This window comes from Streptomyces sp. NPDC056580 (assembly GCF_042793175.1).
Taxonomy (GTDB): Bacteria; Actinomycetota; Actinomycetes; order Streptomycetales; family Streptomycetaceae; genus Streptomyces.
Genome location: NZ_JBHTVE010000021.1, coordinates 19,610 through 34,202, shown reverse-complemented (window position 1 = coordinate 34,202; position 14,593 = coordinate 19,610). Strand labels below are relative to the sequence as shown.

Here is a 14,593-nt window from a genome sequence, read left to right as displayed (position 1 = left end):
ACTACTTCTCGCTGTACCCGCTGATGGCGTCGCCATCTCCGGTCGCTTCGGCGTCACCTGTTCGCTCCACGGTGACGGAGCGCCCAGATCCGCTCCCTCGATAACCCGTGACCGCATTGCCCTCGCCCGCTGTCTTGGCGGTACTGGTTTCGCGAACGACAATGGCCGATTGGCTGGCGCCAGGCAGCGCTGCCCAGATTCCGATGCCCACCGCTGCCACACCTGCGAGAGCGGAGGCCACCGTAGCAATCCGGCTCGCTGTCTCCCACTGCGAGACGGCGAACATCCACCCCAGGACAGCGACCACCACGCACGTAACGACCAACACCACCCGCTTCAACGTCATCTCGTCATCGTCGCTCAGGCTGACTCGCGATGGGAGTGCTTTGACCGAGCCCCTCATCCTCCGATGCGCGGGGCCAGGCACAGTGACGGCAGTGAGTGAGGCGGGCACTCTGTCGAAGTTGACCTCGCCGTACGGGCGCGCGTGGGACCAGAACAGCGGGGTCAGGCCGCGCCGGTCGGTGGGTGTGAGGAGGTCGGCCCCTCCCTGTAACTGATCACGGCCGCACGTTGAGGGTGGCGACCAGGACGGTCGCCTGCACCCTCGGCGGCGGCCGGAGCCGTTGCGCATCAGGGTGAGGGCGCAGGGTGCACCTGCACCCAGCATCCGGCACCGACCGGCGGGGTGAGGCGGTAGGGGGAGGACGCGCCGAGCTTGTCCATCGCCGCCTGCAGCTCCGGAACACTCCCGCGTCCCTCCGCCTCGCCGGCTACGACAACATCGCCGCCGGCCTGCGCAAACACAGCCGCGACGCCACGCGACCCCTAACGACCCCCGACATCACCTGATCCGATCCGACAGCACTTTTGAACGACGCTGCCCCAGACTGGCACGATCCAGCCATGGGAAACATCTACGACTACTACGCGGCCACCGACGACCCACAAGCCCTCGCCCTGTTCGAAGACGACAGCATGGCCGACCCATTCGGCACGACTGGCCTCAAAGGGGCAGACCCCTACCTAATCCTCCTCACCGTCGAAGCCCACCTGACAGGAGTATCCGAGGAGCAAGTGGAAGCCGACCCCCGCTTCTGCGAACTGCTCAACGACCCCGAGCACGACGGACCCTGGCTCGTCGCGCTCACAGACACCCTCCGCGACGCCCTAGTAGCGGCCACCCCGGAGCGCCTGCTGGAAACCGCCACCGCATGGACCCACACGGAAGACGGTGGCGGGGAGGACCCAAGGCTCATGGCCGACTTCTTGGAACGCCTCGGCCAACTAGCCCGCGACGCCGGGCCACAACGACACCTGTACTGCGGCATGCACCTGTAGGGAGCCGCACATTGGAAACAGGTTGGGCGGCATCAAGCACCGCCACGGCGATCAGGGACTCGACGCCTCCTGATCACCCGGAGATTGCGCGTGCCTCCGTTCGATCCTGGTCCACGAACTCAAGAACCACACCAGCTATCTGAACCAATACCAAACCAGACAGATCCTCTGAACGACACCGCCCTGCCCCGGCGAGACGGGCGTCCAGGTCAGGTGGCGCCTGCTGATATAGCCCGACCCAGCCGGCGGGTTCCGTCTTACACGGCCGTCCCGCTTGCTGCGGACGTGAGCTCACGGAACTGACCGTCGCCAGTTCCCTGCCGCCATAATGGGTGCATGTCCTTCAGCCCAGAGCACCTCGCCTCCTCGCCGAGCGACCTCTCGGGTGCGGTCGCCGAGGACTTCGCGCTGTACCGGGAGAAGTTCCGGCTGCGTCTGCCGGAGTCGTTGGAGGAGCTGCGCGGCCCGATCGAGGGGGTCGTGGAGCTGCCGCTGCACGTGGCTTGGTCGGGGATGACCGTCTACGACCTGGGCAAGCCTCGTCAGCGCATGGGCCTGTACCGGACTGTTCTGCATGAGGGCCTGCGCGACGATCTGGAGCGATTTCTTAACCGGGATCTTCTTCTGCAGATGTGGCCGGTGCTGCGCACCCTCGTCGGTCGCACGGTGCGCTCGGTGTGGGGAGAGGTGTTCCCGCAGCTCGCTGCCCGCAGCCGGTCAGCGGCGTGATGGAGATGCCGGAGCTGCACACGCGGCTCCTGGCGGATGTGATCGCGCTCGGATCGCAGTATCCGCTGGTTCTCACCGGCGGCTACGCCGTACGAGCGCACCGTCTCGTGAACCGCCCGAGCCAGGATCTTGATGTCGCAACCGAGAACCCGGCGCCCATGGTCGACATCGCGGCCACGCTCCGCGCCGGTCTGGAGGCCCGCGGCTGGAAGGTGCACGCGCTGGAGACGGCTCCGCTGTCCGCCCGCTTCACCGTGACCGACCGTGATCCGCCCGAAACAGCTCGACGACGCCGCCACCACCCTGGTCTGCCTGGGCTTCTGCGGCGGCGGCACCGGGCCCTACCACCCGTGGGCCGAGGTCGTCGCACCGGACGTGGACCTCGCGCTGGTCTGCTACCCCGGCCGCGACGGCCGCTTCATGGAGGACTTCGCCACCACCTGGGACGAGCTCGCCGAGGACGCCACCCGCACCGTCGTCTCCGCCGTCGGAGACCACCCCTACGTCCTGTTCGGCCACAGCATGGGCGGTTGGATGGCCTTCGACGTCGCCACCCGGCTGGAGGCCCGGAACAGCTCCGTCCCCGACGCCCTGGTGGTGTCCTCGTGCAACGCCCCGGCCCGCGGCCTCACCCCGCGCGACATGTTCCCGGCCCGCCAGGACACCGACGAGGACCTGATGACCTGGATGCGCACCCACGGGTTGGTCGCCGAACACGTGCTCGGCGACCCAGACCTGCTGGAGATGGCGGTGGAGATCATGCGCGCCGACATCGCCGTGCGCGACACCTTCCACCACAACGGCGCCCTGGGGCGTCACCATGCCGGTGCAGTTCCTCGCCGGCGCCGACGACGTGGTGATCGAGGCCGACGCGCCCGCCCAGTGGAAGGAGCTGGCCCTCGGCTCCTACCGGCACGACCAGTTGCCCGGCGGGCACTTCTACACCCCCGAGGTGTGGCGGACCCTGCCCACCCGGATCAGTGCGATCAACCCGTAGAACGACCCAGGAAGGCTCCGGGAGTACCCAGCCCATGACCGATCAGTTCACCGTGAAGGCCACCTACGGCCAGGTCTTCGCGGTCGCCCAGTTCCGTGCCGTCTTCGCCGGCCGGCTGCTCGGCGTCATGTCCGACACCCTGCGGGCCGTGGCACTCGCGGTGTTGGTGTACGACCGGACCGGCTCGCCGCTGCTCACCGCGGTGACGATGACCATCAACTTCCTGCCGCAGGCCGCCGGCGGCCTGTTCCTCGCCGCGATGGCGGACCGGTTCACCCCGCGCACCCTTATCAGCACCGGCTACGCCCTCCAGTGCGCGGTCGGGCTGCTGCTCGCGTTCGGGCACCTCCCGGTCGCCGCCAGCCTGGTCCTGGTCGCCGGCGTGGCCTGCCTGACCCCGGTCACCACCGGGGCCACGGCCAGGGTCCTCGCGGAAGCACTCACCGGCGACACCTACGTCCTCGGGCGCTCGCTGTCCTACATCGTCGCGGTCTCCGCGCAGATGGTGGGCATGGCTGCCGGCGGGACGCTGGTGGTCTGGCTGGGCGTGGAGCGCACGATGCTGGTCACCGCCGGGGCGCACCTGGTCGCCGCGGCGACCAGCCGGCTGTTCCTGTCGCCCGCCCGGGCGCCCCGCGCGAGCGCGCCGGTGACGGGCGGCGGGTCGATCGTGCGCCGGACCCTGCGGGGCAACGCGGCGCTGGTCGCCAGCCCCGGCGTGCTCAAGCTGATCATGGTGCAGTGCCTGCCCGCCGCCTACCTGGCCGCGGCGGGCAGCCTGCTCATCCCGTACAGCGCGCACCGCGGGTTCAGCCCCCAGCAGACCGCCGTCCTGCTGGCCGCCACCTCGGTCGGCATGCTGATCGGCGACGTCGTCATCGGCCGGGCGTTCGCGCCCGCCACCCGGGAATGGCTGGTCCTGCCGCTGCTGCTGGTGATGGGCACCCCCTCGCTCACGCTCGCCCTGGACCTGCCCTATCCGGCGGTCGCCGCCGCCTACGTCGTCACCGGCACCGGCTCCGCCTACCTGCTCGGCCTGCAGCGGCGCTTCCTGGAAGCCGTTCCCGTCGAACTCCAAGGCCAGGGCTTCGCGTTGCTGAACACCACCACCATGAGCATCCAGGGCGTCGGCCCCCTGGTGTTCGGCGTGTTCGCCGAGTTCGTGCCGGTCGGCGTCGCGATCGCGCTGACCGGAGTGGGCAGCGTGGCCACCACCCTGCTGCTGCGCGAAGCGGCCCGACCGAGGCTGGTTTCGGCCGAGGCCGCCTGAGCACCCGCGACGCGGCGAAGGGAGAACAGCAGTCCGCCGACCGCTACGAATGGATTTGACTATGGAGGCTCGGTCGATCGTTCCGCGTCGCTACCTCAACGTGCTGGTGGACCTGTCGGCCGTCGCGCACAACACACGCGTCGTCCGACAAGCCGTCAGCCGGCCCGCCACCGCCGTGATGGCCGTCGTCAAGGCCGACGCCTACGGGCACGCGATCGACATCGCCCGCGCGGCGCTCGACGCCGGGGCGACCTGGCTCGGCGTGTGCACCGCGAGGGGCCCGTGTGGCTCCCCCTTTTCGCGCTCTGACGTGGGAAGAGTCGACCATGCAGCGGGACCAGTCCAGCCGGGAGACTGCGTTCAGTTCGGCCAGCAGGACCTCATGGAGCCGTTGCCACACGCCGGCCTCGTTCCAGTACCGCAGACGTCGCCAGCAGGTCATGCCCGAGCCGAAGCCCAACTCCTTCGGGAGGTACTCCAACTGGATGCCGGGGACGATCGACTGCGGATGAACTCCGACATGGGCCACGGCTCCAGCGGCGGTGCCGGCGCGTTCGAGAGCGCCCGCTGGTCGGCGCCAGAACGTCGGACGGCGCAGGAACGTCTTCCGCCACCGGATCTGCCCGAATAAAGAGCGGGGCCCAGTCTCACTGGTCCCCGCTCTCTCCTGCTTGCGGTCACCAGTACATGACCGACGCGTTCGCAGAACCCCACGTGGAGTACATCCGGACGCGCAGGACATATCGGCGCCCCTTGAAGAGTTTGACCTCGAAGCGGCCGTTGCGGTCCTCGCCGCTGTCGTCCTCGCCGGTGACGTAGCGCAGGTTCTCGTCATCGGCCTGCTCAAAGAGGACCATCTTCACGTCGGCGTCTCCGAACGTGCCGAACTGGTACTTCTGGCTTTTCTCCGGGATGACCTCGTAGTCGGCCTGTTCTCCTGAAGCGAGGGTAAGGACCGACGACTCGAACGGCTTCAGCTCGTCCATGTGAGGGGCCAGCGGCGGATACCACGAGCGCGCGTACTCCCTGTCCTGCTCAGACAGTTTGAGCGGAGAAGGAATGCCGTTCCGGTATTCCTCCGGCCGATTGATCAGACCGGGTCCGAAGCCATATTCCATGATGGACTGCACGTCCCAGCGCGAACCGGTCACCTGGTCCGTGGAGAGTTTGCGGATGATGTTGTTGTAGGTTGTCTCATGGGGCCAGAAATTGGGCGGGCCTGCCATGTAGTTGTAGACGTTGTCTACGTTCCATTCGATGCCGGCGAACGGATTCTGGTGCTCATGGCAGTAGCCGATCGCATGCCCTATCTCGTGCCGGACCGTGGCCTTGCCGTAGGGCGAGGTCGGGTCCCAGCCGAAGTTCATCGTGGCCTCTTCGACGCCGATGCCGAGACAGTCCGTGCCGACGTATGACCAGGATCCGTCATCGGCAAAAGTGATCCGGATCTCCGATTCCGCAGGGTTGTCCTCGGGGCGGAACCTCAGTCCGATGCCAAGGCCTTCCCACTCCTCGAAACCGTTGTGGACCTCGGTCAACCACGCTTTTGCCGCGCCGTCGTCGGCACCGTTGAGGAAGCTGTACCGCAACTGGGTGCCGTTCACCCACTTCGAGTGCATGGCCAGTATCGCCCTGGTCCGCGGAAGGCTGAGGTCCGAGGGCAGTGTGGGGATTCTCTCCGGGGGCTGGGCGCAGTACCGCAGAGCTTCCTTTTCCTGTTGAGCGGTCATGGTGATGCTCCTGACTTCGTGCACGTGGCGGGCTCAGATGTCCACGTTCACGCCACCGGGATAGGCGTACTGGTCGTGCGGACGCATCGTCACCGTCTTCCACGCTCCGGTTGAGCCGATCTGAAGGCAGGAGTCGAATGGGTACAGATAGGTGTAGACGGGCCCGTAGCGGCCCTCCCACTTGTAGCCGTCGTCGGACTCGGCGTACCAGTAGAAGAACTGCTGATTGTTGGGTGCGAGGAGGATTCGCTCGTAGGGCTTGATGCGCCACCAGCCCATGGTCCGGTAGTTTCCATACTGCCCGCATCTCTGCGGATCCCAGTACATTCCCACCACCTGGATCGTCGAGGAATGACTATTGCGGACATACGGCATGATCATGCTCCTCGCTGCTGAGACGCCTCTATGTGCTTGCGCCACCGCTCTACGAGAGTGGTCTGCGGCACTTCTTCCGCCGACACGATGGGAGGTGGCTGTGCCTCTGCAACTTTGGCGTCACCGGCCGCCTGCACCTCGGCTTCATGGAGCGTCGAGTCGAGCCCACTCCTGACGTCTTCTTCTGGTGCCTCCTGGAGCAGTTCGACAGCAGGCTCGAAACTCTGGAGCGGTGCAGGAAAACCCGTCGGTTGATTGTTGGACATAGCGAATCACCCCATCGCTTTCTACTGATGGCGGGATTCCCAGGACATGCCTGGGCGGTGAGCGATTGACCATTGAAGGGCCTGCTTGGTCTCGCTTATGATCTTGGAGTGCTCGACGGGTGATTGTTGACTACAGTCGGCGAATCCCGGTCGAACCGATGCCCCTGCATTCGATGCTGCGCTAGCTTTGGCCGTCGTGCATCTCGGAAACCGCCTTCACCCCAGCGATGTTCATCGGTTGACGGCTAAACGGACCAGGCAAGATGCCTGCTGTGACCAGAAGTCTGCGTGGATCGCGGTGAAGGCGCCTTGGAGCGGGCTTAGGGCTTGCCGGGAAACAAGTCGTGGCATCCGGCTCTGAGTCTGGTATGGGGAGACCGGAGGGGATCGAGGCCGTCCTGGCTGCGAAGTTCCAGGTGTTGTTGCCGCACCTGGACGAGCGTCAGCGTCGGCTGGCCATAGGGGCGGAAGCGCGGTCGCTGGGGCATGGCGGGATCAGGCTCGTTGCTGCTGCGGCCGGGGTTCGGGAGGGCACGGTATCGCGCGGAGTGGCTGAACTAGAGTTTGGACAGGCCCCGTTGGGGCGAGTCCGTCGTCCTGGCGGGGGCCGGAAGAAAGCGACCGAGCTGGATGCGGGGCTGCGGCCAGCGCTGCTTGCGTTGGTCGAACCCGACGAGCGGGGGCGATCCGATGTCGCCGCTGCGCTGGACGACGAAGTCGACCCGGAAGCTGGCAGCGGCGCTGACCCGGCAGGGCCACCGGGTCTTGCCAAGAAGGACAGCACCACACCGGCCGAAGAAACGGACCAGTGGCCATCGGTAGCCGGATCCTGGAAATACGTCGCCACCATCGTCATCGGTATGGCCGCCCTGGCCTGGGCCATGTGGGGCGCCCTTGTCAACGTCCCACGCTGGTACATCCTGCTCTTCGGCACACTGCTGGTCTTCGGCGGCGTGACGCTCCGTGTCGCCTACAAGCTCCGCCGGAACCGCCCCGCCTCCAGGTGATGCGTTCGCCAGATCGACCGCCACCACCCGGGCCGAGCAGCTCGCCGGGATTGACGAGGACTGGAACTGCCCCTGGGCGCTGGACTGGCAGCGCCACCAGCCCCACCAGCGCCACCTCGCAGACCTCGCCGCCGACGAGCCGGACGGCCGGCTCCCCGACATTGCACCCGGCGTCCTCCTCGACGGCGACGACCTCGGACGATGGCTCCAGCAGCAGCGCAAGCCGGCCACGTGGAAGCAGCTCTCCACCGAGCAGCAGCAACGGCTCTCCAAGCTGGGTGTGACGCCGGTGGAGGCGCCCTCCCCGGCCTCCGCCGCCACGAGCGCGACGAAGGGCCCGGGCAAGGCCAGGAGCAAGGCTCAGGCGGCGTTCCAGCGCGGTTCGGCGGCCTTCACGCAGTGGGTCGAACGGGAAGGCCGGCGGCCCGTACCCCCGGACGGTGGTGGAGATCTTGCCCGACGGGACGGAGGCCAAGCTCGGCATCTGGTACAGCAACATCAAGACCCGGCGCGACAAACTCAACGCCGAACAACGCGACGCACTCCGAGAACTCGGCATCGCATGGGCCTAGCCGCCTGGGCGCCCGGGCCGCGCCTCTGCAATCCGGCAAAACCGCTACGCGGAGGGACTATCCGTGGCCGGGGACGGAACCGCTTCCGTCGTGGGCGCTGAAACCTGCCCGGTGGAGATGCGCGCCTGTCGCCAGGGCAGGAGCAGCGCGCTCGCCATGCAGAGCAGGCCGGCGATGAGCAGTGCGCCGCGGACTCCCGCCGCAGCGGCGATGAGGCCGCCGGCGATCATGAAGGCGGCCTGGCACGTCTTCGCGCCGACCGACCAGGAGATGCCGACGCGGGACATGAACGCGTCCGGCGTGGCCTCCATGCGATACGTGGTGAACGACGGATTGAAGACCCCGGCGGAGAAGAGCAGGCCGAAGTCGGCAGCCACGATGACGAACACGCCCAGAGCACCGGACGGCGTCAACGGCACCAGGATCGTCCAGAGCGTGCGTGCGGCACCGGACAGCAGCAGAATCCGGCGCTGTCCGAATCGCCGGGTGAGCAGTGGGGTCAGGCGTGAGCCCAGCACGCCGCCCAGGCACGGCAGCCCCAGGGCGAGTCCGTACTGCCACGGTGCCAGACCGAGGTCATCCAGCATGAGCACCGCCATCAGCGGCGATGCCATCATGACGGACCCGCCGAAGAGCAGAGCGTTGAAGAACAGCGGCCGCAGTACCGGGTGGTGGAGGAGGTAGTGCCAGCCGGCGGCGATGTCCCGGCCCAGGTGAGAGGTGGCGGCGCGTGCCGGTGGCACGGGTTCGGGCTGCCTGATGCGGCCGATGCCCAGGGCCGAGGCGAGGAAGGACAGGGCGTCGACCACCAGCGTGGCGGCCGCGCCCAGCGCCCCGACCAGGAGCCCGCCGACAGGCGGGCCGGCGCTGACACTGATCCAGTTGGTGGTCTCGAACACACTGTTGGCACGCAAGCGATGCTCGGGCAGGACCAGTGCCTTGAGGTGCGCGCCGCTTGCCGCGTCGAACGCGACGGACGCCGCCGTCTGGAGAATGCCGACGACACACAGCTGGGCGAAGGTGAGCCGGCCGAAAGCCATGGCGACGGGAATGCTCGCCAGCACCGCGCAGCGGGCCAGATCGGCGGTAATCATGACCGGCCGCTTGTACTGGTGCTCGATCCGCACACCGAGCGGCAGAGCGATTACCGCGCTCGCCACGGCAGACATCGCGGCCAGCAGGGACACCTGGAACGCCGAGGAATCCAGCACCAGCAGAGCAACCAGCGGCAACGCCCCCATGCCGACGGCGCTCCCCGCCGCGCTGACCGCGTAGGCGCCCCACAACCGTCGGAAGTCCCGCCCCAGCGTGACCCGCTGTCCCAACCGAACCCTCCCCAGGGTGCGAAGGCGCTCAACGTAGCGACGGCGCCCACCCACCACCCCGCGATCAAGCCACCACCGGACGCACCACAGAGCCGAGAGAAGGAAGACGTTATCAGCTGGGCGGGGTGTACCAGGGCACCAGGCGTAGCAGGAGGTCGAGGGTGGTGCGGGTGGTGGCGGTGGGGGCGAAGGCCGCGGCGAGGGCGAGCATGGCAGTGAGAACCCCCAGCACGGCCGCGAAGACGGCCAGGAGGCGCACCAGGTGGCCGGGGTGGTACAGGCCGGCCGTGATGGTGTGGAACGTCGCGTATTCCCCAGGGCTGAGTTCACGTAATACCCCAGGTCGGGACGCGCCGTAGCATGGCCGGGAAGCAGGCACCGACTATGGGAACAAGGGCATTCCGGTGGTCCGTGACAGTCCGGCAGCATCGCCGGAGCGGATCGAAGAGATTGACGAGGTCATCGATCGCATCACCCGCTGGGCGAAGAATCGCGAAGACGTCGTCGGTCTGCTCCTGGTCGGCTCTTGCGCCCGCGACGCTGCCCGACCCGACTCCGACGTCGACCTCGTCCTGCTCACCACCGACGAATCCCGTTATCTCAACAGCGACACCTGGGCCACCGAGCTCGGGCTGGGCCAGCTGATCCGTGCCCAGTCGTGGGGAGCGATCACAGAGCGACGCTATTCCACGGCCTCCGGCCTAGAAGTCGAGATGGGCATCGGCTCGCCTAGCTGGGCAAAGGTAGACCCCGTCGATCATGGAACACATCGCGTCGTTACTGATGGTGCCCGCCCGCTTCACGACCCAGCAGGCGCCCTCGCCGTCCTCCTCGCCGCGTGCTAGGCGATTGCTCTGTCGGGCTTGCCGACGGGGTTCTTCGGGCGCCTGTTCGGACGATAGCTAGGGCCGTTCAACCGGCCGCAAAGGTGGGCGAACCGGTCAAGCGCGGACACGCTCGCACTTCTCCGCGGCCAACTCCATGAACAGCCGCTGGCGCCGGCGAGGTCCTCCGTCACGGTGAACGCCGTCCGCAGCGCGACAACGAGGTTGCCCAGGTAGCTGTACCGCCGCGTCGCCGAGGACGGCCGGGGCGATCCGTGTCTTCTTCCGCCCGTCGTCTGACCGCCGTCGTCGACGTGGCCGCTGCGGTAGTGAGTTCCTCACGGCACAGTTGGCGGCGCGTTCGATTGGCGGCCTTGTGGCCGGCGTCGGCGGAGAAGCTCTTGCGTCCGTCGGGCCGGGCGTCCGGGCAGGGCCGGTAGATCAGCCGCGAGGGTTCGCCGGGTTTGTAGCAGGCCAGGGCGGCCACCGATAAGCGGCGGCGGGAGCGGCCCCGCACGCGGATCACCGGGGTGTGGCCGCGGCGGGACCAGGTGCGGGTGGTCGGCGGCGTCATCGAGAATCCGGCCTCGTCCTCGAAGACGAGCCAGGCGTCGAGCGCCGCCACGGTCCTTCCACGCTCGGCCAGGTCTCCTTCACCCAGCCGGCCACAAGGTTCTCGTCCCGCTCGATCGCCCGCCGGGCGGGGACCTGGCAGCTCCATCCGTGCCGCTTGAGCAGGGCGGCCACCCCTTGCACGGTGTAGCTCTTGCGGAACCGTCGCCCGATCAGCGTCTTGATCCGCGACAAGGTCTAGGTCTGGTCCGGCCAGCCGTGTGCCACCGGTCCCCTGGCCAGCTCCCGGTCGAGCACGGCGAACAGTTCGTCACCGAGCAGCGGCAGCGATGCCGGTCCCTTGGAGGCCAGGGCCCTGGACCCGTTCTGCGACCAGGCCCTGCGCCACCGCTGAACCGATCGGACGCTGACCCGCAGGTCGTGCGCGATGACCGCGCTCTCGTCGCCCAGGGCGAACCGCGCAGCCGCCTCCACCCTCAACTTTTCGCGGAAGGCCCGCCGTTCGTCGGTCAGTCCGCCCCCTTGCGCATACCTCATGCAGTCGGCATACCGCAGGGATCATGAGACGTCAGCCCCTACGACACCACGCTTTGAAGGTCAGTAGGTGTTCGGGGCCCGTACCCGGGCGACGCCCGATGTCGGTGGGCGGTTTACGAACAGCCGGGAGCTACGACGAGGGATTTTATATCGGCTGCACTTACCGTGGTAACGTCACCGTTTGGTCGTTTGATACGCAGCTGCGCGGGTGTTGCGGTGTTAATAAGCGTTCCGCACACTCCGCCACCCCCGACCCGGGTGACTTGAACCGCAAGTCCTCGCGGCCAGAGCACATTACAGCCCACAATCACCATGAGGGAAACCAGGGACAGCAGAGAAAGACGGACTGCAGTGCGGAGTCGTTGTGCCGCCTTTTCGACGATGGTTCGCTGGTTGACGTACCAGCGTTCCAGTGCCTCATCGTTGCTGATATCGACCACCGTCGGCCACCCGTAGGCTGCGCGGTTGGCCAGAATGATGGCTCCGGCAGCAGCGAGCACGGCCATACATCCAGCTCCAGCGACCGTATACAGTGCTGTGTTGGGTAGGCCCGAGAAACTATTTTTGCCGGCGACGAGTCCTGCCAGCCCGAAGAGTCCGATCAATGCGGTGATCGCCGCAATCCATTTCTCCGACGCAGAGCGAATATGCGTTTCGTCGTTTGCCATCGCCTTCCGTGCCGCCTGGGCAGCCTCCAGCATCGAATCGTCCAAGGCGGCACACACGGGTTGTCCATCGCTATCGGGACTGAGCCTGATGGTGACCAGCCACCACCTTCCGCAGCTCTGCCAGTGACTGGGTGGCTCTGCTCCGTCGGTATGGCTAAGATCGCAGGCGCATTCACACACCACGGTTAGCCGGTCCTTCTTCGGCAGGGCTCGTCCTGCTGCGCCAGACTGCCCCGTGGCCAGAGCCGTTTGCTCTACTTTTTGGCGAGTTGGGTGTCCGCAGCCCGGGCATGGTCCTGCAACAGCCGCGACGATGTCTTCAACGCGATCCACTTCCCAGTCGACGAGTTGCTCATCCGTCACGATGTGCTTGCCTGGTAGATAGGGCACGTCTGTCATGAGTGAGAGCCTGGGGCGGCGCCGTTCTGTCAGGCAACCGCTACTCGGCCAGCTGGTCGAGCGAATGGGTCTCTATGAGGTGCCAGCGTGCCGCGGCACCAGGGAGGCAACCATGTGCGATGCCAGCGCCGCTTACTCCACAGTAGTCGGGCCACGGTGGGCAATGAAACAAATGCTAGAAGTATGGGAGCGACTGAATGCGCCACGCACATTCGAAGTGAGCCGTCCCATTCCTATCGAATTCGGGCACATGAGCGAAGACGTCGACCGCATATTCGGCAATCCGGACGTACCAGAGGTCGCTGTTACTTTCCATCAGCAAAACTTGGGTGTCCATATCACGGCAGCCCTGCAGGCAGAGTTGACAGCGGGTAACAGGCAACAGGCAATTCCGGCGCTTCCGCAACTCATGTGGGAGCCCGGATACCCCTTCAGCGCGGCCATCAAAATCAAAAGCAACCATGATCTTCCCGAAAAGCGCCCCCACCGTCCCTGGATCAAGGGTCTCAACAAGCGGGCTCCTGAGGAGCGAAAGCCGGCGCTTCGTTGGAATAACGTTTTTCCACCTACGGCCAGGACGAGTAATCTCGAGTTCGAACCGAAGAAACTTCAGTGGCTCGTCAGGAGTACTTCGGACCTTCCCGTTGACGGGAAGGCCAGTGGATCACGCGTCGCGGTGCTGGACACCGGACTACTTGACCATGAGGCTGACATGATCGATTTCGTTGGCTGCGACAGGAAGGGTCCGGTGACCGCGCCGTCGGACGACCTGCACGGTCATGGAACCGCAGTCGCTCACGCAATCCGAGCCGTGAACAGTAATGCGGACATTCGTCCCATCCGGGTACTGAACCGACGCTGCGAAGGGCATTCTTACGAGGTGATCTCCGCTCTGATCTGGGCTCTGTTCTCCGGAAAGTATGACCTGATCAATGCCAGCCTTTCGAGTCCGGTGTCAGGCTCGTGCGACTCCGCCCTAGGCAGGAGCATCGACTACGTGCTGGCATGCGGTCGCGAAACACGAGGCACCCTACCGGTTCTTGTCGCTGCAGCGGGCAACAACAAGGACAAACCAAGCGGCTATCCGGCTCGACTCCACGGTGCCATTGTTGCCCTTGCTTTGGACGGAAACTCGCAGCACGCGGAATATAATTCCACGCCCCCGCCTGGGTCAATCAGCGCAATGGCCTACGGGGGAGAGGAGTCCGACCCGCTGGGCGATCTGACGCACCTACAGATACCGAACGGCCCCACCGGTGCCGAGGCAAAAATCTGGGGCACCTCTTTCGCAGCCGCTGCCGTCTCAGGCGCGTACCTCCAGTGAGAGTCTCGTCGGCACGTCGATTCCGGCGAGTTTGAGGAGTGCGGCGCAACGGTCGAGGGTGAGGCCGGCGGTGTCGCCTTGGGGGTCGGGGCCGCCGGTGAACACGGCGGTGCCGTAGTAGTGCTGGTGGAGGGGGCGGTGATGGCGTAGAGCTCGCCACCGACGCACCAGGCGGCCGACTCCCCGACATCGCACCCGGCGTCCACCTCGACGGCGACGACCTCGGACGATGGCTCCAACAGCAGAAACGGCCCAGCACCTGGAAGCAGCTCTCCCGAACAGCAGCAACGGCTGACCCAGCTGAGCGTGACACCGGAGGAGACGCCGTCCCCCGCCCCAGCCGCCACGAGCACGGAAAGGCCCAGGGAAGGCCGGGAGCAAGGCACGGGCGGCCTTCCAACGCGGACTCGCCGCCCTGGCACAGTGGGTCGAACGCGAAGGAAGGCGGCCCGTACCCCGCAGCACCATGGTGGTGGAGAGCCGGTGCCGGTCCGACTAAGGGCTGTCCCGCAATTGATCTCTGGGACGGGGGATGCCCAGGTCCGGGCCGGGGTGGGACGGGCTACGCGGCCTGGAGCAGGTTGTGCAGGCGTGCTACGCCGAGCAGGGCGGTGTGGACGCCGTCGCCCTTCAGGCGGCAGTCGCGCAGGATCTTC

General features: G+C 66.7%; 16 protein-coding genes and 9 pseudogenes. 13 read left to right on the top strand and 12 right to left on the bottom strand.

Annotated features, from left to right (window positions below; all coding sequences use genetic code 11):
- Nucleotide 1: 1 nt before the first annotated feature.
- On the bottom strand, nt 2–346 hold the full coding sequence (locus ACFQ9Z_RS34910; protein ID WP_383029509.1) for a hypothetical protein: 345 nt from the start codon (nt 344–346) through the stop codon (nt 2–4).
- A 560-nt stretch (nt 347–906) separates the two neighbouring features.
- Here ACFQ9Z_RS34910 and ACFQ9Z_RS34905 point away from each other — a divergent pair.
- The 6 genes and pseudogenes from ACFQ9Z_RS34905 to ACFQ9Z_RS34880 all read left to right on the top strand — a co-directional run.
- The gene (locus ACFQ9Z_RS34905; protein ID WP_383029507.1) at nt 907–1,341 is read left to right on the top strand and encodes a hypothetical protein; all 435 of its coding nucleotides are present in this window, start codon (nt 907–909) and stop codon (nt 1,339–1,341) included.
- A 336-nt stretch (nt 1,342–1,677) separates the two neighbouring features.
- Nucleotides 1,678–2,070, top strand: coding sequence for a hypothetical protein (locus tag ACFQ9Z_RS34900; RefSeq protein WP_383029505.1), 393 nt, complete (start codon nt 1,678–1,680; stop codon nt 2,068–2,070).
- Nucleotides 2,070–2,333, top strand: a pseudogene (locus ACFQ9Z_RS34895) (nucleotidyl transferase AbiEii/AbiGii toxin family protein); the annotation flags it as partial. The gene ACFQ9Z_RS34900 and the pseudogene ACFQ9Z_RS34895, both read left to right, overlap by 1 nt.
- A gap of 1 nt (nt 2,334) precedes the next feature.
- Nucleotides 2,335–3,105: a thioesterase II family protein gene (locus ACFQ9Z_RS34890; protein ID WP_383029502.1), complete on the top strand. Its 771-nt coding sequence runs from the start codon at nt 2,335–2,337 to the stop codon at nt 3,103–3,105.
- Nucleotides 3,102–4,337, top strand: coding sequence for an MFS transporter (locus ACFQ9Z_RS34885; RefSeq protein WP_383029500.1), 1,236 nt, complete (start codon nt 3,102–3,104; stop codon nt 4,335–4,337). The genes ACFQ9Z_RS34890 and ACFQ9Z_RS34885 overlap by 4 nt, the downstream gene beginning before the upstream one ends.
- Before the next feature lie 49 nt (nt 4,338–4,386).
- Nucleotides 4,387–4,608: pseudogene (locus ACFQ9Z_RS34880) on the top strand (alanine racemase); the annotation flags it as partial.
- Here ACFQ9Z_RS34880 and ACFQ9Z_RS34875 read toward each other — a convergent pair.
- The 4 genes and pseudogenes from ACFQ9Z_RS34875 to ACFQ9Z_RS34860 form a co-directional block, all read right to left on the bottom strand.
- Nucleotides 4,598–4,827 (bottom strand): annotated as a pseudogene (locus ACFQ9Z_RS34875) (IS5/IS1182 family transposase); the annotation flags it as partial. The pseudogenes ACFQ9Z_RS34880 and ACFQ9Z_RS34875 overlap by 11 nt on opposite strands.
- Nucleotides 4,828–5,014: 187 nt before the next feature.
- Nucleotides 5,015–6,067, bottom strand: coding sequence for a M12 family metallopeptidase (locus ACFQ9Z_RS34870; protein WP_383029496.1), 1,053 nt, complete (start codon nt 6,065–6,067; stop codon nt 5,015–5,017).
- Between the two features lie 33 nt (nt 6,068–6,100).
- Nucleotides 6,101–6,394 carry a hypothetical protein gene (locus tag ACFQ9Z_RS34865; protein WP_383029494.1) on the bottom strand — a complete coding sequence of 98 codons (294 nt, stop codon included), beginning with the start codon at nt 6,392–6,394 and terminating at the stop codon, nt 6,101–6,103.
- A gap of 50 nt (nt 6,395–6,444) precedes the next feature.
- Nucleotides 6,445–6,708, bottom strand: coding sequence for a hypothetical protein (locus ACFQ9Z_RS34860; RefSeq protein WP_383029492.1), 264 nt, complete (start codon nt 6,706–6,708; stop codon nt 6,445–6,447).
- Between the two features lie 368 nt (nt 6,709–7,076).
- Here ACFQ9Z_RS34860 and ACFQ9Z_RS34855 point away from each other — a divergent pair.
- The 4 genes and pseudogenes from ACFQ9Z_RS34855 to ACFQ9Z_RS34840 all read left to right on the top strand — a co-directional run.
- Nucleotides 7,077–7,473, top strand: a pseudogene (locus ACFQ9Z_RS34855) (ISAzo13 family transposase); the annotation flags it as partial.
- A 95-nt stretch (nt 7,474–7,568) separates the two neighbouring features.
- Nucleotides 7,569–7,715, top strand: a complete 147-nt coding sequence (locus ACFQ9Z_RS34850; RefSeq protein WP_383029490.1) for a hypothetical protein — start codon at nt 7,569–7,571, stop codon at nt 7,713–7,715.
- Nucleotides 7,672–7,944 (top strand): annotated as a pseudogene (locus ACFQ9Z_RS34845) (hypothetical protein); the annotation flags it as partial. The gene ACFQ9Z_RS34850 and the pseudogene ACFQ9Z_RS34845, both read left to right, overlap by 44 nt.
- A 211-nt stretch (nt 7,945–8,155) precedes the next feature.
- A complete protein-coding gene (locus ACFQ9Z_RS34840; protein ID WP_383029692.1) occupies nt 8,156–8,287 on the top strand; it encodes a hypothetical protein in 132 nt (43 codons plus the stop codon).
- A gap of 44 nt (nt 8,288–8,331) precedes the next feature.
- On the opposite strand, the gene ACFQ9Z_RS34835 is transcribed toward ACFQ9Z_RS34840, so the two are convergent.
- Nucleotides 8,332–9,612, bottom strand: coding sequence for an MFS transporter (locus ACFQ9Z_RS34835; protein WP_383029487.1), 1,281 nt, complete (start codon nt 9,610–9,612; stop codon nt 8,332–8,334).
- Nucleotides 9,613–9,724: 112 nt separating this feature from the next.
- Nucleotides 9,725–9,871, bottom strand: coding sequence for a hypothetical protein (locus ACFQ9Z_RS34830; RefSeq protein ID WP_383029484.1), 147 nt, complete (start codon nt 9,869–9,871; stop codon nt 9,725–9,727).
- A gap of 145 nt (nt 9,872–10,016) precedes the next feature.
- Here ACFQ9Z_RS34830 and ACFQ9Z_RS34825 point away from each other — a divergent pair, with 145 nt between their 5' ends.
- The gene (locus tag ACFQ9Z_RS34825) at nt 10,017–10,457 is read left to right on the top strand and encodes an aminoglycoside 6-adenylyltransferase (protein ID WP_383029482.1); all 441 of its coding nucleotides are present in this window, start codon (nt 10,017–10,019) and stop codon (nt 10,455–10,457) included.
- 370 nt (nt 10,458–10,827) lie between these two features.
- Here the strand turns inward: ACFQ9Z_RS34825 and ACFQ9Z_RS34820 are convergent.
- The 3 genes and pseudogenes from ACFQ9Z_RS34820 to ACFQ9Z_RS34810 all read right to left on the bottom strand — a co-directional run.
- Nucleotides 10,828–11,010, bottom strand: a pseudogene (locus ACFQ9Z_RS34820) (DDE endonuclease); the annotation flags it as partial.
- Nucleotides 11,007–11,546, bottom strand: a pseudogene (locus ACFQ9Z_RS34815) (winged helix-turn-helix domain-containing protein). The pseudogenes ACFQ9Z_RS34820 and ACFQ9Z_RS34815, both read right to left, overlap by 4 nt.
- Before the next feature lie 113 nt (nt 11,547–11,659).
- Nucleotides 11,660–12,613, bottom strand: a complete 954-nt coding sequence (locus ACFQ9Z_RS34810; protein ID WP_383029479.1) for a hypothetical protein — start codon at nt 12,611–12,613, stop codon at nt 11,660–11,662.
- Nucleotides 12,614–12,863: 250 nt separating this feature from the next.
- Between ACFQ9Z_RS34810 and ACFQ9Z_RS34805 the strand changes: the two genes are divergently transcribed.
- Entirely contained in the window at nt 12,864–13,937 is a 1,074-nt protein-coding gene (locus ACFQ9Z_RS34805) for a S8 family serine peptidase (RefSeq protein ID WP_383029476.1), read from the top strand.
- Here ACFQ9Z_RS34805 and ACFQ9Z_RS34800 read toward each other — a convergent pair.
- Nucleotides 13,917–14,105 (bottom strand): hypothetical protein, encoded by a 189-nt coding sequence (locus tag ACFQ9Z_RS34800; RefSeq protein WP_383029473.1) that lies wholly within the window; start codon nt 14,103–14,105, stop codon nt 13,917–13,919. The genes ACFQ9Z_RS34805 and ACFQ9Z_RS34800 overlap by 21 nt on opposite strands.
- A 5-nt stretch (nt 14,106–14,110) precedes the next feature.
- Between ACFQ9Z_RS34800 and ACFQ9Z_RS34795 the strand changes: the two are divergent.
- A pseudogene (locus tag ACFQ9Z_RS34795) lies at nt 14,111–14,397 on the top strand (helicase associated domain-containing protein); the annotation flags it as partial.
- Nucleotides 14,398–14,499: 102 nt separating this feature from the next.
- On the opposite strand, the pseudogene ACFQ9Z_RS34790 reads toward ACFQ9Z_RS34795, so the two are convergent.
- Nucleotides 14,500–14,592 (bottom strand): annotated as a pseudogene (locus tag ACFQ9Z_RS34790) (IS5/IS1182 family transposase); the annotation flags it as partial.
- Nucleotide 14,593 lies beyond the last annotated feature (1 nt).

Coding starts and splice junctions, on each gene's coding strand:
- ACFQ9Z_RS34910 (WP_383029509.1), bottom strand. CDS start 346: ATGACGTTGAAGCGGGTGGTGTTGGTCGTTACGTGCGTGGTGGTCGCT.
- ACFQ9Z_RS34905 (WP_383029507.1), top strand. CDS start 907: ATGGGAAACATCTACGACTACTACGCGGCCACCGACGACCCACAAGCC.
- ACFQ9Z_RS34900 (WP_383029505.1), top strand. CDS start 1,678: ATGTCCTTCAGCCCAGAGCACCTCGCCTCCTCGCCGAGCGACCTCTCG.
- ACFQ9Z_RS34885 (WP_383029500.1), top strand. CDS start 3,102: ATGACCGATCAGTTCACCGTGAAGGCCACCTACGGCCAGGTCTTCGCG.
- ACFQ9Z_RS34870 (WP_383029496.1), bottom strand. CDS start 6,067: ATGACCGCTCAACAGGAAAAGGAAGCTCTGCGGTACTGCGCCCAGCCC.
- ACFQ9Z_RS34865 (WP_383029494.1), bottom strand. CDS start 6,394: ATGTACTGGGATCCGCAGAGATGCGGGCAGTATGGAAACTACCGGACC.
- ACFQ9Z_RS34860 (WP_383029492.1), bottom strand. CDS start 6,708: ATGTCCAACAATCAACCGACGGGTTTTCCTGCACCGCTCCAGAGTTTC.
- ACFQ9Z_RS34850 (WP_383029490.1), top strand. CDS start 7,569: ATGGCCGCCCTGGCCTGGGCCATGTGGGGCGCCCTTGTCAACGTCCCA.
- ACFQ9Z_RS34810 (WP_383029479.1), bottom strand. CDS start 12,613: ATGACAGACGTGCCCTATCTACCAGGCAAGCACATCGTGACGGATGAG.
- ACFQ9Z_RS34805 (WP_383029476.1), top strand. CDS start 12,864: ATGAGCGAAGACGTCGACCGCATATTCGGCAATCCGGACGTACCAGAG.